Origin of the sequence: Streptomyces sp. KM273126, from assembly GCF_004337435.2 — a bacterium.
Lineage (GTDB): Bacteria > Actinomycetota > Actinomycetes > Streptomycetales > Streptomycetaceae > Streptomyces > Streptomyces acidicola.
In genome coordinates, this window is the sequence record NZ_SJXB02000002.1 from 167565 (window position 1) to 190500 (window position 22936).

Annotated in this window: 18 protein-coding genes and 1 pseudogene; 9 read left to right on the forward strand and 10 right to left on the reverse strand. The window is 70.9% G+C overall.

The features are described 5' to 3' along the window. Positions 1-174 precede the first annotated feature (174 nt). A pseudogene (pglW, locus tag E0500_RS31320) lies at positions 175-3033 on the forward strand (BREX system serine/threonine kinase PglW); the annotation flags it as partial. Positions 3034-3098: 65 nt separating this feature from the next. Here pglW and E0500_RS31325 read toward each other — a convergent pair. Beyond that, positions 3099-3767 (reverse strand): SDR family NAD(P)-dependent oxidoreductase, encoded by a 669-nt coding sequence (locus E0500_RS31325; RefSeq protein WP_131563470.1) that lies wholly within the window; start codon positions 3765-3767, stop codon positions 3099-3101. Positions 3768-3906: 139 nt separating this feature from the next. Beyond that, positions 3907-4905, reverse strand: a complete 999-nt coding sequence (locus E0500_RS31330) for an aldo/keto reductase family protein (RefSeq protein WP_131563469.1) — start codon at positions 4903-4905, stop codon at positions 3907-3909. A gap of 343 nt (positions 4906-5248) precedes the next feature. Between E0500_RS31330 and dctA the strand changes: the two genes are divergently transcribed. The 7 genes from dctA to E0500_RS31365 all read left to right on the forward strand — a co-directional run bounded on the left by dctA (position 5249) and on the right by E0500_RS31365 (position 14910). Continuing rightward, entirely contained in the window at positions 5249-6745 is a 1497-nt protein-coding gene (gene dctA, locus E0500_RS31335; RefSeq protein ID WP_258573683.1) for a C4-dicarboxylate transporter DctA, read from the forward strand. Continuing rightward, complete coding sequence (locus E0500_RS31340; protein ID WP_131563468.1) at positions 6745-7905, forward strand: glycerate kinase; 1161 nt, start codon at positions 6745-6747, stop codon at positions 7903-7905. The genes dctA and E0500_RS31340 overlap by 1 nt, the downstream gene beginning before the upstream one ends. 213 nt (positions 7906-8118) lie before the next feature. After that, positions 8119-9018, forward strand: a complete 900-nt coding sequence (locus tag E0500_RS31345) for a LysR family transcriptional regulator (protein WP_131563467.1) — start codon at positions 8119-8121, stop codon at positions 9016-9018. 152 nt (positions 9019-9170) lie between these two features. Beyond that, a complete protein-coding gene (locus tag E0500_RS31350; protein WP_131563466.1) occupies positions 9171-10283 on the forward strand; it encodes a tartrate dehydrogenase in 1113 nt (370 codons plus the stop codon). A 341-nt stretch (positions 10284-10624) separates the two neighbouring features. Beyond that, the gene (locus E0500_RS31355) at positions 10625-12880 is read left to right on the forward strand and encodes an MMPL family transporter (RefSeq protein WP_131563465.1); all 2256 of its coding nucleotides are present in this window, start codon (positions 10625-10627) and stop codon (positions 12878-12880) included. Positions 12881-13021: 141 nt separating this feature from the next. Beyond that, entirely contained in the window at positions 13022-14233 is a 1212-nt protein-coding gene (locus E0500_RS31360; protein WP_131563464.1) for a sensor histidine kinase, read from the forward strand. Continuing rightward, a complete protein-coding gene (locus E0500_RS31365; RefSeq protein ID WP_131563463.1) occupies positions 14230-14910 on the forward strand; it encodes a response regulator transcription factor in 681 nt (226 codons plus the stop codon). The genes E0500_RS31360 and E0500_RS31365 overlap by 4 nt, the downstream gene beginning before the upstream one ends. Here the strand turns inward: E0500_RS31365 and E0500_RS31370 are convergent. Continuing rightward, positions 14907-15113 (reverse strand): DUF397 domain-containing protein, encoded by a 207-nt coding sequence (locus E0500_RS31370; RefSeq protein ID WP_131563462.1) that lies wholly within the window; start codon positions 15111-15113, stop codon positions 14907-14909. The two genes, E0500_RS31365 and E0500_RS31370, sit on opposite strands and share 4 nt — an antisense overlap. Then, positions 15110-16045 carry a helix-turn-helix transcriptional regulator gene (locus E0500_RS31375; protein WP_131563478.1) on the reverse strand — a complete coding sequence of 312 codons (936 nt, stop codon included), beginning with the start codon at positions 16043-16045 and terminating at the stop codon, positions 15110-15112. Before E0500_RS31375 ends, E0500_RS31370 begins: the two co-directional genes overlap by 4 nt. Before the next feature lie 147 nt (positions 16046-16192). Between E0500_RS31375 and E0500_RS31380 the strand changes: the two genes are divergently transcribed. Next, on the forward strand, positions 16193-16714 hold the full coding sequence (locus E0500_RS31380) for an ATP-binding protein (protein ID WP_181587456.1): 522 nt from the start codon (positions 16193-16195) through the stop codon (positions 16712-16714). 21 nt (positions 16715-16735) lie between these two features. Here the strand turns inward: E0500_RS31380 and E0500_RS31385 are convergent, their stop codons facing one another. Genes E0500_RS31385 through E0500_RS31410 form a run of 6 tightly spaced genes read right to left on the reverse strand, consistent with a single transcriptional unit; the run spans position 16736 to position 22932 of the window. Next, positions 16736-17662: a sugar phosphate isomerase/epimerase gene (locus E0500_RS31385; RefSeq protein WP_131563477.1), complete on the reverse strand. Its 927-nt coding sequence runs from the start codon at positions 17660-17662 to the stop codon at positions 16736-16738. A 31-nt stretch (positions 17663-17693) separates the two neighbouring features. Continuing rightward, positions 17694-18305: a nucleoside deaminase gene (locus E0500_RS31390; protein WP_131563460.1), complete on the reverse strand. Its 612-nt coding sequence runs from the start codon at positions 18303-18305 to the stop codon at positions 17694-17696. Positions 18306-18333: 28 nt separating this feature from the next. After that, entirely contained in the window at positions 18334-19860 is a 1527-nt protein-coding gene (locus tag E0500_RS31395; protein ID WP_181587298.1) for a GMC oxidoreductase, read from the reverse strand. A 56-nt stretch (positions 19861-19916) separates the two neighbouring features. After that, positions 19917-21104 (reverse strand): ROK family protein, encoded by a 1188-nt coding sequence (locus E0500_RS31400; protein ID WP_399121024.1) that lies wholly within the window; start codon positions 21102-21104, stop codon positions 19917-19919. 2 nt (positions 21105-21106) lie between these two features. Further along, positions 21107-22006, reverse strand: a complete 900-nt coding sequence (locus E0500_RS31405) for a carbohydrate ABC transporter permease (RefSeq protein WP_131563459.1) — start codon at positions 22004-22006, stop codon at positions 21107-21109. After that, positions 22003-22932: a carbohydrate ABC transporter permease gene (locus E0500_RS31410; protein WP_131563458.1), complete on the reverse strand. Its 930-nt coding sequence runs from the start codon at positions 22930-22932 to the stop codon at positions 22003-22005. Before E0500_RS31410 ends, E0500_RS31405 begins: the two co-directional genes overlap by 4 nt. Positions 22933-22936 lie beyond the last annotated feature (4 nt).

The window sequence follows — 22936 nt, forward strand, 5'->3', positions numbered from 1 at the left end:
TGTTGGTGGTCCGCGCACCACAAGTCACCGAAGTCGGGCGATAAGGGGGGAATGTCCCATACTCCCGTCCTTCACCGTCTCTTTTCATGGCACGGCCAGCCACTAGGATCTGCGTCGAGGGTCTGACCACGGGGAACGGTCGCCCTTGCGGGACACGAGGAGCGGGGAACAGGCATGCGGGAAGGCCGGTGGGTCACGGTCACCGAGTCCGAGTTCGATCACGAACGCCGTGGCCTGGAGGCGATCCGGGAGAAGCTGCCGGACTCAGATCCCTGGCGTGCCTGGTCGAACTTCACCTTCACCGCGAACACCGGTCATGTCCGCGAGGTGGACCTGCTGGTCGTCACCCCCGGCGGCGTCTGCATGATCGAGCTGAAGGACTGGCACGGCTCGGTCACCTCCGAGAACGGCACCTGGGTGCAAACCACGCCCGGTGGCCGCCGCCGTACGCACGGCAATCCGCTGCACCTGGTCAACCGCAAGGCCAAGGAGCTGGCCGGCCTGCTCGCGCTGCCCGGCAACAAACGGGTCTGGGTCGCCGAGGCCGTCTGCTTCACGGACAACAGCCTCCGCGTACGGCTGCCCGCCCACGACCAGAACGGCGTCTACACCGTCCACCAGCTGGTCGAGATGCTCAAGCAGCCCCCGCGTGACGAGCGCCGCCGTATCACCGCGATCGGCTCGCGCGAGATCGAGGCGGCCCTCAAGAACATCGGCATCCGCAAGAGCGACGCGCAATACAAGGTCGGTCCGTACGAGCTGGAGCGGAAGTCCTTCGACTCCGGGCCCACCTGGGCGGACTACCTCGCCCGTCACAGTGAGCTCCCCGAGGCCGCCCGCGTCCGCATCTACCTCAGCGAGCGCGGCTCCGACGCCTCCCTGCGCCAGTCCGTCGAGAACGCAGCCCGGCGAGAGGCCGCGGTGCTGGGCCGTTTCAAGCACCCGGGCGTGGTCGAACTCAAGCAGTACTTCCCCTCCGGGCACACCGCCGGCCCCGCGCTGATCTTCGACTACCACCCGGACACCCTGAAGCTGGACGAGTACCTGGTCCAGTACGGCGAGAAGCTGGACATCCTCGGCCGGATGGCGCTGGTCCGCCAGCTCGCCGAGACCATGCGCTCCGCGCACTCCAGCCGCATCCATCACCGGGCCCTCGCCGCCCGCTCCGTGCTCGTCGTCCCCCGGCCGCGCGGCAGGAAGGGCCGGGCCGTGGGGGAGGAGGCCGCCTGGCTCACCCCGCACCTCCAGATCTCCGACTGGCAGATCGCCACCCAGCGCAGCGGCGACTCCTCCCAGGGCCAGGGCATGACCCGCTTCGCGCCGACCGCCCTGTCCGCGATGCACCTGGCCGACGACGCCGACGCCTACCTCGCCCCCGAACTCACCGCCCTCAACCCCGACCCGGTTCACCTCGACGTGTACGGGCTCGGCGTCCTCACGTACCTGCTGGTCACCGCCAAGGCCCCGGCCGCCAGCCAGGCCGAGCTGCTGGCCCGACTGGAGGCGGGGGAGGGCCTGCGCCCCAGCTCCCTGGTGGACGGCCTGTCGGAGGACGTGGACGACCTGGTGCAGGCCGCCACTGCGTACCGGCCGGGCCAGCGGCTGTCCAGCGTGGACGAGTTCCTGGAGCTGCTGGAGGTTGTCGAGGACTCCCTCACCGCCCCGGCCCCGGCGGCCACCGGTACGGAGGGGCCGGGCGACGAGGACGACGGAACCGCCGCCGACAAGGACCCGCTGGAGGCCGTAGCCGGTGACGTGTTCGGCGGCCGGTGGGAGATCCGCCGGCGTCTCGGCACCGGCTCCACCAGCCGCGCCTTCCTCGTCCGCGACCTTCAGGCCGAAGCCCGCAGGACCCGCCCGCTGGCCGTGCTGAAGGTCGCCCTCTCCGACAGCCGCAGCGAGATCCTCGCCCGCGAGGCCGAGGCCATGGGACGCTTGCGCCCCCACTCCGGCATCATCCGCCTCGTCGAACCCGAGCCGCTGCACATCGCCGGCCGCACCGTCCTGGCACTTGAGTACGTCGGCGACGAGCGCGACGACAACGGGCAGGGCACCGAAGGCGGCGGACGCCCGCGCCGCCGTGAGGAGACCGTCGCCCGCCAGCTCCGCGAGCACGGCCGCCTCCAGGTCGACCAGCTGGAGGCGTACGGCGACTACCTCTTCGGAGCCGTCGACTTCCTGGAGGGCGAGGGCGTCTGGCACCGCGACATCAAGCCCGACAACATCGCCATCCGCATCCGCCCCAACCGCACCCGCGAACTCGTCCTCATCGACTTCTCCCTCGCCGGCTACCCGGCGAAGAGCACCAACGCGGGCACCGACGGCTACCTCGACCCCTTCGTCGACGTCATCACCCGCGGCTCGTACGACTCGCACGCCGAGCGGTACGCCGTCGCCGTCACCCTGCACCAGATGGCCTCCGGCGAGCTGCCCAAGTGGGGCGACGGCAGTGTCCTGCCCCGCATGACCGTCCCGAAGGACTGGCCGTACCCGACCATCGCGGCCGAGGCCTTCGACCCGGCCGTTCGGGACGGTCTAGTCGCCTTCTTCCACAAGGCTTTGCACCGCGACGCGGCCAAGCGGTTCCCCGAGCTGAAGCCGATGCGGGACGCTTGGCGCAAGGTCTTCCTCGACGCTTCCCAGAGCGTCCCGTCCAGCCACCGTTCCCGCCACCCGGCCGCCGCGACCACAGGGGAGGGGACGCCCGCCGCGATCGCCGCCGCGGCGGCGATCGCGGACGCCGAGCCGGAGACCGCCGAGCAGCAGCGCGACCGCCTCGCCGCCGAGGTCATGCGGGATACTCCGCTGACGGTCTCTGGACTTACGCCCGCTGCCCAGTCGTTCCTGTACGGCCTCGGCATCACCACGGTCGGCGAACTGCTGGACTACAGCCGCCGCAAGCTCGTCAACGCCCCCGGACTGGGTGCCAAGACCCGCAACGAGGTCCAGCAGCGGCAGCGCGAGTGGGGCGAGCGGCTGCGCGAGATCCCCGTCTCGCCGCTGACGCCGAAGGGCCGCGCGGAGGCCAAGGAGGGACGGCAGCCGTGCCCGTTTTCCCGCTTTCCCGGGTCCCGAAGTCGGCGCAGCCGTAGGCGGGTTCAGTCCTCGTCCAACGGTGTGAGGAAATGGCGGAATCCCTCACGCTCCTTGTGGAGCTGCCAGATGCGGTCGGCGACGGCGGCCGGGCCGCGCTCGGGGTCCTCGGCGGGAATGGCACCCGGGATGACCAGCTGGGTGACGTGGATCCCGTCCTGCTTCACCGCGTCGTGCAACGTGCTGGCGTAGGCGCTCTCGGCGGCGAAGGCCACGGACGTGCCCGCGAAATCGGTCCTGGGCCGTGCCGCGGTTCCGCCGTTGACGAAGACGAGCGTTCCGCGGCCGGTGCTGCGCATGTCCTCCAGTACCTGCTGCGTGGCCGCCATGGCTCCGAACAGGGAGAACTGGAGCGCGGTCGCGAAGTCCTCGCGGCTCGTCTCCAGGACGGGGCGGAGGAACTCGCGCTGCGGAAGCGGGCTGTACTGGAGCACCTCGATCGGGCCGAGCGACGCCGATGCGGAGGCGAGGGCCCGCTCGACCGACTCCGGGTCGCGTACGTCCGCCGCGAAACCGCGCGCGGTGACGCCCTCGGACTCCAGCGTGGCCGCGAGCTCGTCCACGCTCGTCTGACGACGCGACAGCAGCGCGACGGCGAATCCCTCGCGACCGAACCGGCGGGCCACGGCAAGGCCGACACCGGGGCCGGCACCGATGATGGCGATGGTGGTCATCGTTCCTCTTTTCTCACTGCTCATTTCTCGCGATCACCCGAAAGGCTAGGCAGTCCGCCGCACCCGAGGGAGTCACTGCCAGGCCCCGTCTCGTGGTCGGCAGGAGCAGCGCGCCGCCCCGTTGCCCGGCTGCCGCGGATCACCGGTGCTTGACGCCCTCCACGGCCGCGACGGCGAGGGTCGGTTCGCTGACGGGGACGTCGCCGAGTGCCTGGTCGACGGCGGTCAGCAGGTCGTCGGACAAGGTGACGCCGGAGGCGGCGGCGTTGGCGTGGACCTGTTCGGGGCGGGAGGCGCCGGTGATGGCGGAGGCGACCTCGGTGCGGCGCAGGACCCAGGCGAGCGCGAGGGTGGGCATGCTCATCCCCGCCTCCTCGGCGATCGGGACGAGGCGCTGCACCGCTTCGAGCGCGGCGTCGGAGTACAGCAGGTCCTTGCTGACCGACATCTCCTCGCTCGCGAACCGGCTTCCCTCGGGCACGGGCTGGCCGGGCTTGTACTTTCCGGTCAGGATCCCCTGGGCCAGCGGGGACCAGACGATCTGCGAGATGCCGTTGGTGGAGCACAGGTCGAAGACCTCGGCCTCGGGGGCCTGCCACAGCATGGAGTACTGCGGCTGGGAGGAGACGAACAGGTCGGGGCCGGCGATGTCGACGGCCGCCCGGATCTGTTCGGGAGTCCACTCGCTGAAGCCGAGGTAACGGGCCTTGCCCTGTTCGACGACCTTCTGGAACGCCTCGATGGTGTCCTCGATCGGTACGGACGGGTCGAAGCGGTGGGCCTGGTAGAGGTCGACGTAGTCCGTCCGGAGGCGGGTCAGGGACGCGTCGATCTGCCGGGCGATCTGTCCGGGGGACAGGCCCCTGTCGGCCGGGTCGTCGGACATCTGTCCCCACACTTTGGTGGCCAGGACGTAGGAGTCGCGCGGGTGGGCCGAGAGGATCTCGCCCCACGCCGTCTCGGCCGCTCCTCGTCCGTAGACGTTGGCCGTGTCGAAGAAGTTGATGCCCGCGTCGAAGGCGGCTTCGGTGCAGGCGCGGGTCGCGTCCGCCTCGATGCCACCGGAGTAGGTGAGCCACGACCCGAGTGAGATGTCGGAGACCATCAGGTCCGAGCTGCCGAGTTTCCGGTATTGCATGGGGGGTCCTTTCGCACGTGGGTGCCTGGTTCCCGTGCCGAATTCGGTGCCCTGGAGCTCTCTCCCGTGACGTGAGTGGAACAGGCACCTCGGCCGCACGCCCCACGCTAGCCCGGCCCGGCGCGAGGTGAGAGGCACTGATGTGACCCCTCTCGTGCCCCCTCGTGCCCGTCCCTCGTGGGCCCGGTCATGGTGCCGCGCTGCTGGAGCCGAACAGATAGGCCGCGCCTATACGGGGCATTGATTTTTGGTCGTGGACCCCCTGATGTGCCGCCCGGTTCACTGTCGCTCAACGCATGCGCGTACCGGTCGGGCTCGGTGTCGCGCGATCAGGGAGGCTGCAATGACGCATACCCCGGGCAGCGAGCGAGGCGGCGAGCGAGCCGAGCAGGCCGCGCGCATCTCGGCGAAACCGTGGTACCGGCAGTTGTACGTACAGGTGCTGGTGGCGATCGTGATCGGCATCGTGCTGGGCTGGAGGTGGCCGGATCTGGCCACCTCCATGGAGCCGATCGGCACGACGTTCATCACCGCGATGAAGATGCTGATCGGGCCGATCGTCTTCCTGACCATCATCGGAGGCATAGCCGGCGTCGCGGACCTGAGGAAAGTGGGCCTGACCGGTGTCAAGGCCCTGACCTACTTCCAGGTCGGCACGATCGTCGCCATGGTGACGGGCCTGGTGGCCATCAACATCTTCCGGCTCGGCGACGGTGTGCACGCCGACCCGTCCACCCTCGACACGTCGGGCGACGCCGGGGACTACATCGAGAAGGGCGAGCACCAGCACTGGTGGGAGTTCCTCACCCACATCGTGCCGGACAGCTTCTTCGGGCCGTTCGTCGACGGCGACATCCTCCAGGTCATCTTCCTGGCGGTGATCTTCGGTGTGGCGCTCAAGTCCGTCGGCAAGGTCGGCGAACCGGTCATCGCGGGCGTCAACCGTCTCACCGAGGTCGTGTTCAAGGTGCTGTCCTTCGTGATGAAGGCAGCGCCGCTCGGTGCCTTCGGCGCGATGGCCTACGCCATCGGGAAGTTCGGCCTGTCGACGCTGACCAGCCTCGGCTCGCTGATCCTGCTCTTCTACGTCACCTCCGCCCTGTTCGTCGTGGTGGTGCTCGGCGGGGTGCTCGCCGCATACGTGAAGCTGAACATCTTCCAGCTCTTCCGCTACTTCAAGGAGGAACTCCTCCTGATCCTGGGCACGTCCACCGCCGAGCCCGCGTTGCCCGGACTGATGCGCAAGCTGCAGCACATGGGGGTCGAGCGGTCCACGGTCGGTCTGGTCGTGCCGACCGGCTACAGCTTCAACCTCGACGGTGCGGCGATCTACCTCTCCCTCGCCACCCTCTACATCGCCCAGGCCACCGACACCCCCCTGACGGTCACCCAGCAACTCGGCCTGCTCGCCGTCATGCTGCTGACCTCCAAGGGAGCCGCGGGCGTCGCCGGCGGCGGCTTCATCGCTCTCACCGCGACCCTGTCCACGGTCGGTACGGTCCCGGCGGCCGGCATCATGCTCGTCTTCGGCATCGACAAGTTCATGTCCGAGTGCCGGGCCCTGGTGAACTTCTCCGGCAACGCCGTCGCCACCCTGATCGTCGCCAGATGGGAGAACACCCTGGACCTGGCCAGGGCCCGCGCGGTGCTGTCCGGCAAGGCCAGGGACGGGGACGCGCATGCCGCCGCCCGTGCCGAGGAGGACAGTCGTACCGACGCGCCGGCCGCCGTCAAGGCCGACCGCAAGGTTCCCGCGCCCGGAGACCCCGAGGGCGACGACACCGGGGACGAGGGCGCCGGGAGCGCCGTCGCCCCGGTACCAGCCGAGGTGAAGCCCTGATGGTGTCCGTCCTGGTCGCACCGGACAAGTTCAAGGGCTCCCTCAGTGCCGACGACGTGGCCCGCGCGCTGGAGCGCGGGCTGCTGGAAGGCGCCCCGCACGCCCGGGTCAGCCGGCTCGCCCTGGCCGACGGGGGAGAGGGCAGCGTGGCCGCCGCCTGCTCGGGCCGGTTCAGCCCCGAGGAGATCATCGTGACGGGCCCGACCGGGCAGCCCGTCACCGCCCTCGTCGCGGTACACGGCCGCACTGTCCTCATCGAAGCCGCGGCCATCTGCGGACTCGGCGTCCTGCCGGGCGGGCACAAGGCACCTCTCACGGCCACCAGCCGGGGTATCGGTCAGGCCGTCCAGTACGCGCTGGCAGGCGGTCCCGGCACGGTCGACACGATCGTCCTCGCGCTCGGCGGGGTGGCCACCACCGATGGCGGTGCCGGTCTGCTCCAGTCCCTCGGCGCCGTCCTGGCCCGCGAGGACGGCACACCGGTCGGCCAGGGCGGCGGAGCGCTCGCCGGCCTCCACACGGCCGACCTCACCGAAGCCCGTGCCGCACTGGCGGGCGTCGACCTGGTCCTCGCCACCGACGTGGACAACCCCCTGCTCGGGCCTACGGGCACGGCAGCCGTGTACGGACCCCAGAAGGGGGCGACCGCCAGCGATGTGCGCGAACTGGACGCCGCGCTCGGCACCTTCGTACGACGGCTCCAGGAGGCGGGTGTCGCGGACGCGGCCCGCCTCGCCGAGGCCCCGGGGGCAGGGTCGGCCGGCGGCCTCGGGTACGCCGGGCTGCTGCTGGGCGGCCGGGTGTGCTCGGGTGCCGACTACTTCCTCACCCTGCTCGGCGCCGACGATCTGCTGGCCGGCAGCGACCTCGTCGTGACCGGCGAAGGAAGCCTGGACGAGCAGTCGTTGTCGGGCAAGCTGCCGGTCGCGCTCGCCCGGCGGGCCGGCCTGCAGGGGAGGGATGTGCACGCCGTGGCCGGGCGGTGCACGCTGCCCGCCGACCGTGCCGCCGCCCACTTCCGCTCCGTCCAGGCCCTGACGGACCTGACCGACCAGGACTGCGCGAAGGACAGCGCCCTGTCCGCCCGGCTGCTCGCCCAGTGCGGACGAAGCCTCGCCGACCGCTGGATCGGACGTGAGGTGAGCGAAACCGGCAGGTAGGGTCACCTGCCGGACGAGAGGGAACCAGGTGGGCCGATGTACGGGTTCGGACCAGGCTGGACTGGGCCGGACCCAGACCGGACTCCAGGCCGGACCCAGACTGGACTCAGGCCGGACCGAGTCGGATCAAGGCCGGACCGAGCCGGACCAAGGCCGGACCGAGCCGGACCCAGCCCGGACCAAGGCCGGACCGGGTCGAAGTGGGGAGGCGCCATGGACGCACGGCAGCTGGAGTACTTCCTCGCCATCGTGGAGCACGGCGGTTTCAGCAAGGCCGCCGCCGCGCTGCACGTGGCCCAGCCGTCGCTGTCCCAGGCGATGGCCAACCTGGAAGCCGACCTCGGAGTCTCCCTCTTCCACCGCATGGGCCGCGGCGTGGTCCTCAGCGAAGCCGGTGCCGAGCTGCTGGAGCCCAGCCGGCGCGTGCTGCGCGACCTCGCGGCCGTACGGGACACCGCCGCCGCGCTCGCCGGGCTGCACGGCGGCACCGTCGAGGTCGCCACCATGCCCTCCCCGGGCATCGAACCGCTGACCACCCTCATCCACCGCTTTGCCGACCTGCACCCGTCCGTGACGGTGAGCACGCAGGCAGCCTTCACTCCGGACGAGGCCATCTCCCTGGTCCGCAGCGGCGCCTGCGAACTGGGCCTGCTCGGCAGCGCCACCCCGGTGCACCCGACCGGGCTGGACGTCCTGCACGTCGAGGACCAGCCGTTCGTGGTCGTGGCAGCGCCGGGCGGCGCCATCGGGGACGACGTCGCCATCCGTCCCGGAGATCTCGCCGGGCAGAAGCTCATCGCGTCCCGGACGGGCAGCCTGATGCGCAGCATCGTCGACGACATCACCGCCGGCGGCACAGGCACCGAGATCGTGACCGTCGTCGACCACCGCACGTCGATCCTGCCGCTGGTCCTCACCGGGGTGGGCGTCGCGGTCCTGCCGTCCTCCTGGACCCGGCTGGCGCGCCGCTGCGGGGCGGTGGTCGCCCCCATCGAGCCGACCGCCCACCTCCATGTGGCGATGGTCAGCCTGCCCGCGCACCTCACCCCGGCCGCGCGGGCCTTCCTGGCTCTCACCAGGTCACTGGCCCAGCGACGGGCACGCGACGTCTGACGCCGAACCCATCGGCCACACCTGGACGCGGGACCCATCGGCCGCACCTATACGTCGCATCGAAAGCAGGTCTTGGACGCGCCACGGCAGCCCTGTGTTGACTCGCACCGACCCCATCACAGCGACCCCACCACAGCGAGCCGGAGGCCCTCATGACCACCGCACCCCGTACGTTCCGCATCGCCGCCATCCCCGCCGACGGCGTGGGCAGGGAAGTCGTCGCCGCGGGCCGCGCCGTCCTCGACGCCCTGGCCGAGGACTCCCGCGGCTCCGACACCGAGTTCGCCTTCGCCTGGGAAGAGTTCCCCTGGGGCTGCGAGTACTACGAGCGCACCGGGAAGATGATGGACGAGGACGGGCTCGACCAGCTCAAGGACTTCGACGCCATCTACTTCGGCGCGGTCGGCTGGCCCACCGTCCCCGACCACATCAGCCTGTGGGGCCTGCGCCTGAAGATCTGCCAGAGCTTCGACCAGTGGGCCAACGTCCGTCCCGTCCACTTCCTGCCCGGCATCACCAGCCCCCTGCGCAAGGCCGACGACACCGAGCTCGACTGGGTCGTCGTCCGCGAGAACAGCGAGGGCGAGTACGCCGGCCTGGGCGGCCGCAACCTCTCCGGCCGCGGACAGGGCGGCGAAGTCGCCGTCCAGTCGGCCCTGTTCACCGAGGTCGGCTGCGAACGCATCATGCGCTTCGCCTTCGACCTGGCCCGCACCCGCACCCGCCGCAAGGTCTCGTCCGTCACCAAGAGCAACGCCCAGCAGTACGGCATGGTCCTGTGGGACGACGTCTTCAAGCGGGTCGCCGCCGACTACCCGGACGTGGAGACCGAGAGCGTCCTCGTCGACGCGATGTCCGCAAAGTTCGTCCTGCACCCCGAGGACCTCTCCGTCGTCGTCGCCTCCAACCTCAACGCCGACATCCTCTCCGACCTCGGCAGCGCGCTGGCCGGCAGCCTCGGCCTCGCCGCCAGTGCCAACCTCAACCCCGAGCGCCGCTTCCCCAGCATGTTCGAGCCGGTCCACGGCTCCGCCCCCGACATCGCCGGGCAGGGCCTGGCCAACCCGATCGGCGCGGTGGGCAGCGCCGCCCTGATGCTGGACCACTTCGGCCTGCCCGGCCAGGCGGCCCGTCTGAACAAGGCCATCGAGGCCACGACCGCCGCCGGCATCCTCACCCGCGACGTCGGCGGAACCGCCACCACCGAGGACGTCACCAAGGCCCTCATCGACGCGCTGCCGGCGTCAGCCGGAGGCTTCCGCTGAGGACGCCGCAGAGGTCCTAGGGGTCGCAGGGGTCGCAGACCGGCGATCCTGCCGGCCAAGCGCCGTGACGGTGGCGGTGACGGTGACTGCGCCCGCGCGATGGGCCGGCGCCGGGCGACGTGACCTTCCTGCGTCAGAAGGAGCAGCACGGTCAGCCGGGAGCTGACGCGGACGTACTACGCGCCCTCAGGCGTACTGCGCGCTGTCAGGCGTACTGCGATTTCAGGCAGCCCCTACTGCGATTTAAGTAGCCCGAACTTCCACTAGCGGCACGACGACCGGGGGGCCCTCCTCGGGACAGCCTGGGCAGGTAAGCGAGATCCGAGATGAGGTTCCCTGCTGTGGCTGGTTTTCTCTGTCGACTGGGCCGTCTGGCCTTCCGGCGGCGCTGGTACGTCGCCTTGCTGTGGGTGGGCGTGCTGGCCTGTTCGGGGCTTGGCGCCATGAAGGCGCCGGGAACCTCGGACGAGGAGTTCTCGATGCCGGGCATCGAGTCCCAGAAGGCGTTCGACCTGATGGAGGAGCGCTTCCCCGGTGGGGCCGCCGACGGTGCCACCGCCCGGCTCGTGTTCGTCGCCCCCGACGGGCAGAAGGTGACCGCCACCGAGAACAAGAAGGCCATCGAGGAGACGGTGGGCGCCCTGGCCGACGGCTCGCAGGTCGCCGGTGTGGCCGGTCCCTTCGAGTCGAGGGCGGTCAGCGAGGACGGCTCGACGGCGTACGCGAGCGTCACGTACAAGGTGACGTCCGCCGAGGTCACCGACGGCAGCCGTACGGCGCTGGAGCGGGCCGCCGACCACGCGCGCGACGCGGGTCTGACGGTGGAGGCGGGCGGGTCCGCGATGGACGGCGGCGGCGGTCCCGGCGGCGTGGCCGAGATCATCGGCATCCTGGTCGCCGCGGTCGTGCTGCTGGTCACCTTCGGTTCGCTGGTCGCCGCCGGGCTGCCGCTGCTGACCGCCGTCATCGGCGTCGCCGTCACGATGTTCACGATCACGCTGCTGGGCGATGCCCTCGGCCTGTCCACGAGTACCGGCACGCTGGCGATGATGCTGGGCCTCGCGGTCGGTATCGACTACGCGCTGTTCGTCGTCTCCCGCTACCGCGAGGAACGTGCGAAGGGCAGTGATCCGCAGGAGGCGGCGGGCCTGGCCGTGGGCACCGCCGGGTCGGCGGTCGTCTTCGCCGGTCTCACGGTCGTCATCGCGTTGGCGGGGCTCGCGGTGGTGGGCATCCCCATGCTGACCAAGATGGGCCTGACCGCCGCCGGAGCCGTCGTGGTCGCCGTACTCGTCGCCCTGACCGCCGTCCCCGCCCTCCTCGGCTTCTGGCCGAACGCCGTACTGCCGCGCGCCGCACGCAAGGGCTCCGAGCGGGGCGGCGAGAAGGCCGGGGTCCGCGAGAGGGCCGACAACCTGGGCACCCGCTGGGCCCGCTTCGTGCTGCGCCGCCCGCTGCCCGTGCTGCTCCTGGGCGTCCTGGGCCTCGGCGCCCTCGCCGTACCGATGACGGGCCTCCAGCTGGGCATGCCGGGCGACGAGGCCAAGCCGACCTCCACCACGGAGCGCCGCGCCTACGACGCGCTCGCCGAGGGCTTCGGGCCCGGCTTCAACGGCCCGCTGACCATCGTGGTGGACGCCGAGGGAGCAGCGAATCCCAAGGCGGCCGTCTCGGTGGTCAGCGAGAAGATCGCCGGCACCAAGGGCATCGTCTCGGTCGCCCCGCCGTACTTCAACAAGGCCGGTGACACCGCGGTCTTCAGCGCCACCCCCTCGACCAGCCCCACCGACGAGAAGACCAAGACCCTCGTCAAGACCATCCGCGACGAGCGCTCCGATGCCGAGTCGGCGACCGGAGCGACCTTCGAGGTCACCGGCACCACGGCGCTGAACATCGACATCGCGGAGAAGGTCCAGGCTGCTCTGGTCCCGTATCTGATCACCATCGTCGGCCTGGCCGTCATCCTCCTGCTCGTGGTCTTCCGGTCCGTTCTCGTCCCGCTCAAGGCCGCCCTCGGCTTCCTCCTCTCCGTCCTGGCGGCCCTCGGCGCGGTGGTGGTGGTCTTCCAGGAGGGACACGCCGCGAGCCTGTTCGGTGTGGAGCAGACCGGTCCGATCATGAGCCTCATGCCGATCTTCCTGGTGGGCATCGTGTTCGGTCTGGCCATGGACTACGAGGTGTTCCTCGTGTCGCGGATGCGGGAGTCGTACGTCCACGGGGAAACCGCCAGGGAAGCGGTGGTCTCCGGATTCCGGCACAGCGCCCGCGTCGTGGTCGCCGCGGCCCTGATCATGATCGCGGTCTTCGCCGGTTTCATCGGTGAGAGCGACTCCATGATCAAGATGATCGGGTTCGGCCTGGCCACCGCCGTGCTCCTCGACGCCTTCGTCGTCCGGATGGCGCTGGTGCCCGCGGTCCTCGGCCTGCTGGGCGACCGGGCCTGGTGGCTGCCGCGACGGCTGGACCGTATCCTGCCCGTCGTCGACGTGGAGGGCGAGGCACTCAGCCGCCGTCCGACCGATGCCGACGCCGACGCCGCGGCCCCGGCTCCGCTCCCGGCCCAGTCCCCGGACGAGCCCGCCGAGGCCCGTGTCTGACCAGGGCTGACCAGGGCTGACCAGGGCCCCTGGCATCCCTGCCCACGGGCCGCCCGAGGCGAAGACCTCGGGCGGCCCGTGCGGGCCGCCCACACCCAGTGCCGTCCCCCCAAGGCCGAGCACCTCTCTCCGGAGAAGACGATGACCACCAGCCTGGAGCGCTACACGGAGCGTCACCCCCGTGCTGTCGATGTGGCGATGGTCCTGGCCATGTTCGGCTGCTCGACCTTCGGCTCGATGATCAGCGCGCCCGGCGCCGACCGGCAGTACGAGTGGCCCATCAGGGTCCTCGCGGCCATCTCCTGCGTCGCCGTGCTGAAGTGCCGTACCCATCCGCGCGCCGTGGTCGCGGTGACCGTGGGCTGCACCATGATCATGGCCGCGCTGGGATACCTGCTCAGCCCTCTGCTGCTGGCGCCGGTCATGGCGGCCCTCTTCTGGCTGGCCTCCCTCACCGACTCGAAGACCACGCGCATCTACGGTTACACGACCACCGCGGCACTGGTGATCACGGCCGTGGTCGCCGTCCCCACGGGAGAACTGTTCGTCCCCAGAACGCTCGGCACCGTCCTGTGGCTGCTGCTGCCCCTCGCCGGCGGGGGCATGGCCAAGCTCCGGCGCGCCTATCTGGAGTCCGTACACGCCCGAGCCGAGCACGCCGAGCGCACCCGCGAGGAGGAAGCACGTCTGCGCGTCGCCGAAGAACGCATGCGCATCGCCCGCGAACTCCACGACGTCGTCGCCCACCACATGGCCGTCGCCAACGCCCAGGCCGGCACCGCCGCCTATCTCGCGCCCACCCAGCCGGAGCAGGCGCAGAAGATCCTCGCCCAACTGGCGAGCACCACGTCCTCCGCCCTGCTGGAACTGAGGGCCACCGTCGGAATCCTGCGCCAGGCGGGCGACCCCGACTCCGAGTCCCTGGAACCGGCCCCCGGCCTGCACCGCCTCCCGGAGCTGATCTCCACGTGCGAGTCGGCCGGCCTCGACGTCACCGTCACCACCGAGGGCGAGCCCCAGCCCCTGTCGCCGGGCGTGGACCTGACGGCGTACCGGATCATCCAGGAGGCCCTCACCAACGCCACCAAGCACGCGTCCGACCACGCGGCCCACGTCCGGCTCGCCTATTCCGGCTCCCGCCTGCTCATCACCGTCACCAACGACGGCACCGCCACCACGGCCGCCGTGCCCGGCGGCGGCTACGGCCTCATGGGAATGCGTGAACGCGCCCACTCCGTCGGCGGCGACCTCCACGCCGGCCCGCGCCCCGACGGCGGCTTCGAAGTCACCACCGCTCTCCCCCTGCACCCCCACGCTCTGGAAGAACCGGAAGAAGACGAGGCAACCCGTTGAGCACCCGTGTCCTGCTCGCCGACGACCAGGCCCTGCTGCGCGGCACGTTCCGGCTGCTGATCGACTCCTGCGCCGACATGGAGGTGGTCGGCGAGGCCGCGTGCGGTCAGGAAGCGGTGGACCTCGCCCGCACCCACCGCCCCGACATCGTGCTCATGGACATCCGCATGCCCGGCACGGACGGCCTGGCCGCCACCGCCACCATCTGCGACGACCCCGAACTGGCCACGACCCGCGTCCTCATCCTCACCATGTTCGAGACCGACGAGTACGTGGCCAAGGCGCTGCGGGTCGGCGCGAGCGGCTTCCTCGGCAAGTACGTCACCGCCGACGCCCTGCTGGCCGGCATCCGCACCATCGCCTCCGGCGAGGCCCTTCTCTCACCCGCGGCCACCCGCGCCCTCATCAACCGCTTCCTCACCGCGCCCGCCCCGGGCCGCCTTCTGGCACCCCCGGAACGCCTGGAGGAACTCACTCCGCGCGAACGGGAAGTCACCGTCCTCGCCGCCGAGGGCAGGTCCAACGACGAGATCGCGGAGAAACTCTTCCTGAGCGTCCTCACCGTCCGCTCCCACATCCAGCGCGCCCTGACCAAGCTCGGCGCCCGCGACCGCGCCCAACTCGTCGTCATCGCCTACCAGTGCGGACTGGTACGCCCCGCGTCCTCCGGCAATTAACGGCTTGAGGCCAACCCGACAAACCCCGCCCACGCCGCACGCGACACCGTGACGACGGGCCCGGCGGCGGCCTTGGAGTCCCGGACGTGCACAACTGCCGTATCGGCCGCGACCTCTACACACTGGCCGCCCTCGGCACCGCTGTAGCTGCTCTTGAACCAGGCGAGGCCGGATGCAACGGTCGAGGGCTCAGCGTTCTTCATAGCGATTCCAGCACCCCTTCGATGAACTCCAGTGACTCTCGCGGAGTGAGAGCCTGTGATCGGATGATCCCATAGCGTGCCGCGGCGAGAGCCGCCTGATCCGGGTCAGTCTGAAGAGCACTCGTTCCCTGCGCCTCGGCGTACACGAACTTCTTGCCGCCCTTCCGCGTGACGACCGTGAACGGTCCGTCCACGCCTGCGCTTTCCTCGCAGTCGAGTGGCGCGATCTGGAGCTCGACGTTTCGTTTCTGGCCGATGAGCAAGAGATGCTCCAACTGTCCCCGCAACACGTCCTTGCCACCGTACGGCCGCCGCAGTACCGACTCGTCCAGCACGAAACTCAACAGTGGCGCAGGCCGTCGGTCGAGGATGTCCTGGCGGGCCAGTCGCGCAATGACCCGCTGCTCAATCGTCTCGGGATCCAGCGGCGGACGGCGCATGCCAAGCAGTGCCCTCATGTACTCCTCGGTCTGGAGAAGGCCGTTGACCACAAGCGTGTCGTACATGAGCAGCTCGATGGCCTCCTTCTCCAAGGCGGCCATACCCTGGAAGAAGACGGGATACTGCGCCCGTTCCACCTCCTCCTTCCACACGCACAGCAACCCATCCGCCCCCAGCACCTCGTCCGCACGATCGATGGTCCGAGGAGAGGGAATCCTCCGCCCCTGCTCGAACGACGCGACGGTGGACGCCGAGTACCCGAGCCGTTTGCCGAACTCCTCGCGCTCCAGCCCCTTCCGCACCCGCAGCGTTTTCATGGTCTGCCCGAACGCGGTCACCACGCCCCGCCCGGCCCCGTCCTCGGGCCGCCGACCGGCACCGCCGTCGCTCTCCCAGCCGTCCCCGAGGCTCACGACCGCTCCACCGCCATCGCCCGGTACGGACTCCGTTCCCGCTTCCGCTTCCGCTGCCGCACCCGTACGCTCCGTCATCGAACACCGCCTCCCAGGACCAACGCCCCCGCAGGGAACGCCGTCACGCCGCGCGCCTCGTACCTGTGCGCACACCGCGCGTACAGCAGGTTCGCGTCGGTGCGTCACCACTGGTCACGCTACGCGATCAACGGCAACGTGGTCGGCATGACGACCAACCCCGGCAGCCCCACCAGCACCGCCCAACTCGGGACCCCCACCCCGCACTTGGGTCACGTTCCCGATCCGCGCGACGAGGCCTTCGACATGCGCTTCACCTCCACTCCCCGCGGAGCCCGCCTAGCCCGCCGCCTGGCGGCTGTCCGGCTGGACGAGTGGGGAATCCGTTACGGCACCGAGGCGCATGACGCGATCGTGCTGATCACCGCCGAGTTGACGACGAACGCGGTGCGCCACGGTCACGTCTCCGGGCGGGACTTCCACCTGAGGCTGACCCTGCGCCGGGCCACCGGCACGGCCACCGCCCGGGTCGACGTCACCGACACCCGCGCCGAGCGCCTTCCGCCCCACCCGGCCGTCACCCGCGAGGGCACTGGAATCGAGGAGTTGGAGGAAACCGGCCGCGGTCTCCTCCTCGTGTCGCACCTCGCGACACGGTGGGACCGGCACCCGCGCCCCGACGGGCCGGGCAAGACGATCTGGGCGGAGTACGTGGTCCCCGGGGCGTGACCGGGCTGCGACCAGACCGGGTCAGGCCAGCGCCTCCTCCGCGACCGTCCTCCCCGCCCGGAGCGCGGCGACGGGATCGGCCGCCTCGTCCAGTTCGATGAGCACGGTGCCGGCGCCGGGAGTGCGTGACATCGCGTCGGCCCAGCCCTTCCAGTCCACGATGCCCGTGCCCAGTTCGGTCATGTAGGGCTGCTGCTGGGCGAAGACCGTTTCGTCGATGGTGAGTTCGACGTCGATCGGCTTGACCGCGTCCTTCCAGTGGGCCAGTGCGATGCGCTGGGCGTGGCGGCGTGCCACGGCGACCGGGTCGCCGCTGCCGAGGGCGATGTGGCACGAGTCGGGGCACAGCCACACATAGCGCGGATCGGTCAGGGCCATGAACAGGTCGATGTCCCTCTCGTACCAGAGCGTGCTGTTGGACTCCGTGTGGAAGGCGAGCTTCACACCGAGCCGCGAGACGGCTTCGCCGACCGCGTGCGCGATGTCGGCCATGCGGGTCATGTACGCGGCGTCGACGAAGAAGGGCGGGCGGGTGCCGAAGGTCGTACGCATGGGCAGTCCGGTGACGAGAAGGTCCGCGCCCACGGTGGCGAGGAAGGCCGCTCGGTGCTCGGCGTCGGCCACGATCGCGGGCAGGTTGTCGCCGTCCCGCCAGTCGGGGGCCTCGCTCCCGGCGATGAACGCGCTGACGACGGACAGGCCGCGGGCCGAGAGTGCGCGGCGGAACGAGTCCGCGCTGCCGAAGGCGCGCAGGGCCGAGTCGATGTCGCCGGGCGCGAAGGTCAGTTCGATGCCGGTGACACCGGCGTCGGCCAGTGCGTCCATCACCCGTTCCCAGAAGCTCGCGGGATTCGCCGAGGCCCAGTCGCGCACCGCCTCGGCGGACTCAAGGCCCCAGAAGTCCGGGTGGTAGAAGGTGATGACGTCGGTCGCGTAACGCGGTGTCAGCGGGGCCAGGGGGTAAGCGGGGTAAGGGGGGTCATTCGGCACCGCCTCGGGCGTTGTAGACGACGATGCCGTCGGCGGCGTCGACGGCCTTCCGGTACGCGCGGAACACGGCGAGCGCCTCCTGACGCAGCACGTCCTGGACGACCTCGATGCCGCGCGCCTCGAACTGCTCGGCCCAGTCCGTGCCGAGCGGGCCCTCGTCGAACGTGGTGATCTCCTCCAGTTCCGGGCCCTCGCCCGCGACCACCAGTCCGCGCACCCCGGACCACATCGCGGCGCCGTAGCACTGCACGCACGGACGCCAGTTCACGACCAGCTCGTGGGCGGGCAGCCCGTCGCCGCCGAGGTCCCAGCCGCCCGTCGCCGTCTGGGCCAGGCCGAGCGCGACGACCTCGGCGTGCGCGCTGGAGACACCGGAGGCGAGGACGACGTTCACGCCGACCGAGACGATGCGGCCGGTGTCCCGTTCGGCGACGAGGGCCGCGAACGGGCCGCCGTTGCCCTCGCGCCAGTTGCGATCGGCGAGGCGGTGAACGAGGCGCATCCGGTCCTCGCGGCCGGGGACGGCGGCGGGCACGTCGGCCAGTTCGTCGTCGATCCACGCGGGCAGGGCCACGCGGTATTCCTTCGCGATGTCGATCACGGTCGGGCTTCCTCTCGGGGTGCGCGAGTCAGTGCGCGGCGGGCGCCGCGAGTCGTTCGGTGACGGCGCGGGCGGCCCGTACCGCGGTGACCGTGCCGGTCAGGGTGACGTTCGCCGCCATCGCGGTGGGGACAACGCCGTTGCCGGCGAGGTACAGGTTGTCGAAGCCCCACACCCGGCCGTCCGGGTCGCACACACAGGTGCCGTCGTCGGCGACGCCGGCCCGGACCGTGCCGGTCAGGTGCAGTGAGGAGCCGGGCGGGAGCAGCGCGCACTCGGTCGCGGGATCGAAGGGTCCGAACTCCTCGGCGATCGACCGGACTTCGTCGAGTGCCCGCCGGATCAGCGCCCGGTCGGTGTCGGAGTAGCCGAACTCGACGCGGATCCGCGGCAGTCCGGCGAGGTCGGTCTCCGACTCCGAGAACACGAGCCGGTTCTCGGCGCGCGACTCAACGGGGACGTACAGGGACAGGCCCACGGAGTGCGCGAGGGGACGGCCGTCCTCGTCCACGTACGTCCGGTTCATGATCTGGCCGTGGAAGGGCTGCGCCGCTCCGTTCTGCGGCAGCCACAGCGAGTCCGTGCTGAACTCACCGGCGCGCGGCAGGGGCAGGGCGTCGGTGCCGAGGCCGAACCGGTCGAGGTCGAGCAGCACCCGCGCGGAGATGAACGCGTGCTCGTTGAGGTGACGGCCCAGTGCCGGCGGCCGGATGCCCGAGGCGAACAGCAGCTGCGGGGTGCGCAGCGCGTCGGCGCACACCACCACGGTGTCCGCGAGGAGCTCCGACTCGGCGCCGTCGGCGACGCGGCGCAGCCGGGCGCCGGTGACCCTGCCGTCCGCGACGATGAGTGAGGTCGCGAGCGTGCCGGTCACCAGGGTGAAGGCGGGGTCCCCGCCTGCCGCGATCGGGGGGAAGACCGTCCCCGGTGCCGTGCGAGGCATGGGGCCGGACGCCGTGGCGGTGACCGCCATGGGCATCGGCTGGGGGCGGCGGTCGTCCGGTCCGACGGCGTCGTAGCGTCGGCGCAGGATGTCGAGCACCGTCCGCCCGACCTCGGTCGGGCCGATCGCCGAGGGCGTGACCGCGAGCAGACGGTGCGCGGTGTCGAGGTCCGTCGCCCAGCGGTCCGGGTCGCCGAAGTCGAACACCTCGTCCCCGGCGGGCCAGGGGGTCGCGGCGGTCCAGTGCACGCCCATGCCGCCCGCGTTCCAGGCGAGTGCGGCCTGGGGCATCGCCTCGGCGTCCTCGCCGAAGGCGAGCGCGTGGAACATGCCGGGTGCGAGGTCGGTGAGGCCGCCGGCTACCTCGCGCACCACCTCGGCGCCCGTGTACATGCCCTGGACGCCGGTGGCGACCCGTTCGTTGTAGCGCGACCAGAGGTCCGGGTCGTCGAGGTCGTGCAGGTGCAGGCCGGGCGTCGCGCCGATCGCGCTGCCGCCGTCGACCATGGTGATGTGCAGCGTCGGATCGGTGTCGCGCAGCCGCCGGGCCACGACGGAACCCATGATGCCGCTGCCCACGACGAGGACGTCGGTGCGGGGGGAGTGGGTCAAGTCAGACTCCGTAGGTGAGTGCCGTGGGGGTGGGGGTGGGGGTGGAGGTGGGGGCATCATTCGCTCGGGGCGAGAGGGCCGAACAGCTCGGTGTCCATGCGGTCGAGGGCCAGCTTCACGGCGCCGACGAGCGGGGCGTCGCGGCCCAGGCTGGTGGCGCGCAGTTCGACCTCGGGGGTACGGGCGTCGCGCATCGCCGCCCGCACCCGGGGCAGCAGTACGTCGGCCGCGTCCTCCAGGCCGCCGCCGAGCACGATGAGGGACGGGGCCACCGTCCACGACAGGGTGGTGAGGATGGAGGCGATGTTCTCCACGAACTCGTCGACCTCGGCGAGCGCGGTCGCGTCGCCGCCTCGGGCCGCCTCGAACCGGGCGTGTGCCACGCTCCGTTGGGCGGGTTCCGGCGAGGTGAGCCAGGCCACGGGCCGGTCCTCGACCAGGTCGGCGGGCAGCGACCGTGCCTCGACGATCTCGCCCGCGGCGCCGTCGAGACCGCGGTGCACGGCCCCTCGTATGAGGATGCCCAGACCGGTTCGGTTTCCGAGCATCGCCCACACGACGTTGTCGTGGTCGTCGGCGGCTCCCCGCCAGCGCTCGCCCAGCGCACCGAGGTTGGTGTCGTTGTCCGCGAACCAGGGCACGCGCAGGCGCCGTGCGAGTTCGTCGGGCAGGTGCACGCCCTCCCACCGCGTGGTGTGCACCAGGCGCCGTACGACTCCTTCGTCGTCGATGGCGCCGCCGCTCGCGATCGCACCGGCCCGCAGGCGGTCCGCCGAGCCGCCCGCGTCGTCGAGCGCCGCCAGCACCAGGGCCGCCGCGTCGTCGAGCGTGGCTCCGGGGTCCTGGTAGGCGCGCAGCAGCCGGTGGGCCCGGCCGAGGACGCGGCCGCGCACGTCGGCGACGACCGCGGACACGTCCACGGTGGTGATGCGCACGGCGGCCAGCAGTGCGTGTTCGGACCGCAGTTCGTAACGGCGGGCCGGACGCCCGGCGGAGCCGCTGATCGGCACCCGGTCCAGCTCCGTGACCCAGCCGGCCTCGACGAGCGACTCCAGGACGATCTCGATGGTGCGGCGGGAGAGGCCGGTCCGCTCGGCGAGGGCTGCCAGCTTGAGCGGCCCGGCGGACACCGCCAGGGCGCGCAGGATGACCGAGGTGTTGACACGGCGTACGGCGCTCTGGTTCATCCCTGACATCAGCACGCGCGACCTGCCGCTGCCAGGACTTTCGAGGGAGTGCGTCATGGTCATCGCATCCCCGTCCCCGCTATGCCCTGAACGAAGTAGCGCTGCAGGAGCAGGAAGAGCACGAGCACCGGCAGCATCACGACGATGGCGCCGGCGAGCATGAGCCCGTAGTCGGTGACGTGTGACGCCGCCTGGCTGGTGGCTGCCAGGCCCACGGGCAGTGTGTAACCGGACGTGCTCTGGGCGACGATGAGCGGCCAGATGAAGTTGTTCCAGGAGCTGAGGAACGACATGATCGTGATCGTCGCGACGGCGGGGCCGGCCAGCGGCAGGAAGATCCGGAAGAAGATCCGGAACTCGCCCGCGCCGTCGATCCGGGCCGCCTCCAGCAACTCGTCGGGGACCGACAACGCGTACTGCCGCATGATGAACACCGACATCGGCATCGCCACACCGGGCAGGGCGATACCGGTGAGGGTGTCCGCGAGACCCATGTCGACGGTGATCACGAACTGTGTGACGAACACCGCGGTGAACGGCACCATCAGCGCCGCCATGACCGCGCCGAACGCGATCCGCCTGCCCGCGAAGTCGAACTTCGCGAGCGCGTAACCGGCGGCCGACGCCGCCACGATGTTGCCGGTCACCACCATCGCCGCGACCCCGATGCTGTTGGCCAGGAACCGGCCGAAACCCTGGGTGCGGAACAGCCGCACGAAGTTGTCGAGGGTGACGTGCTGCGGCAGCCAGGCACCGGGATCGGCGCGGATCTCGTCGAGGCCGCGTAGCGCGCCGCTGACCACCCAGACGAACGGAAGCATCGTGAGCAGCGCGCACAGCACCAGTGCGGCGTACAGCAGGGGCGGGGTCAGGGACCGGCGGCGGCGCGGGGTGACGCCTTCGGTGGTCGTGTGGGCGTCCTTCAACTGAGCGTCCTTCAACGCGGCGACGGCGGTCATGTGCGGGGCCTCAGCAGCCGGAACTGGACGAGACTGACCAGCGCCACGAGCACGAGCGTCACGAACGACGCCGCCGAGGACATTCCGAACTCCCCGGACCCGAACTGGTGGTAGGTGTACAGCGCCACCGACTCGGTGGAGCCCAGGGGGCCGCCGTCGGTGAGCAGGTACGGCTCGTCGAACACCTGGAGGTAGAAGACGGTCAGCAGCACCGACACCATGAGGGTCGTGGGCAGCAGCAGCGGCAGGGTGATGTGCCTCAACTGCCGCCACCGGCCGGCCCCGTCGAGCGAGGCGGCCTCGTACACGTCCTGCGGAACCGCCTGCAGACCGGCGAGGAACAGCACCATCGCCGTGCCGAAGTTGCGCCACACACCGAGCAGGATGACCACGGGCATGGCCAGGTTCGGGTCGTCCAGCCAGTTCGGCCCGGCGAGACCCACGGCGCCGAGCACCTTGTTGACGGTGCCGTCCGCGTTGAAGGCGTACTGCCAGATCAGCGCGACCGCCACGATGTTCGTGACGACCGGCGCGAAGAAGACGGTACGGAACGTGCCGCGCAGCCGCCGGATGCCGGAGTTCAGCGCGAGCGCCAGCGCGAATCCGGCCCCCATGGTGAGCGGCACGCCGACGGCCACGAAGAGAGCGGTGTTCAGGACGTCCCGCAGGAAGTTCTCGTCCTGGAACAGACGGAGGTAGTTCTCCAGCCCGGTGAAGTCGACCGCGAACGGATGACGCAGATCCGTTCCCCGGAGGTCGGTGAGGCTGAACCCGAGCGCGGCGACGGTGGGGATCGCCGTGTAGAGCAGGAAGACGAGGGTGAACGGCGCGAGGAACAGCCAGGCGACCGCCGTTCGACGGGAGCCCCGGGCACGGCGCGCGGTCCCCTGGGAGCGCGGCGTGCCCGCAAGGATCGTGGTGGCCATCGGC

Coding starts and splice junctions, on each gene's coding strand:
- E0500_RS31370 (WP_131563462.1), bottom strand. CDS start 15,113: ATGAAGAACGCTGAGCCCTCGACCGTTGCATCCGGCCTCGCCTGGTTC.
- E0500_RS31330 (WP_131563469.1), bottom strand. CDS start 4,905: ATGCAATACCGGAAACTCGGCAGCTCGGACCTGATGGTCTCCGACATC.
- E0500_RS31340 (WP_131563468.1), top strand. CDS start 6,745: ATGGTGTCCGTCCTGGTCGCACCGGACAAGTTCAAGGGCTCCCTCAGT.
- E0500_RS31410 (WP_131563458.1), bottom strand. CDS start 22,932: ATGGCCACCACGATCCTTGCGGGCACGCCGCGCTCCCAGGGGACCGCG.
- E0500_RS31360 (WP_131563464.1), top strand. CDS start 13,022: ATGACCACCAGCCTGGAGCGCTACACGGAGCGTCACCCCCGTGCTGTC.
- E0500_RS31380 (WP_181587456.1), top strand. CDS start 16,193: ATGACGACCAACCCCGGCAGCCCCACCAGCACCGCCCAACTCGGGACC.
- E0500_RS31325 (WP_131563470.1), bottom strand. CDS start 3,767: ATGACCACCATCGCCATCATCGGTGCCGGCCCCGGTGTCGGCCTTGCC.
- dctA (WP_258573683.1), top strand. CDS start 5,249: ATGACGCATACCCCGGGCAGCGAGCGAGGCGGCGAGCGAGCCGAGCAG.
- E0500_RS31375 (WP_131563478.1), bottom strand. CDS start 16,045: ATGACGGAGCGTACGGGTGCGGCAGCGGAAGCGGAAGCGGGAACGGAG.
- E0500_RS31405 (WP_131563459.1), bottom strand. CDS start 22,006: ATGACCGCCGTCGCCGCGTTGAAGGACGCTCAGTTGAAGGACGCCCAC.
- E0500_RS31345 (WP_131563467.1), top strand. CDS start 8,119: ATGGACGCACGGCAGCTGGAGTACTTCCTCGCCATCGTGGAGCACGGC.
- E0500_RS31400 (WP_399121024.1), bottom strand. CDS start 21,104: ATGACGCACTCCCTCGAAAGTCCTGGCAGCGGCAGGTCGCGCGTGCTG.
- E0500_RS31350 (WP_131563466.1), top strand. CDS start 9,171: ATGACCACCGCACCCCGTACGTTCCGCATCGCCGCCATCCCCGCCGAC.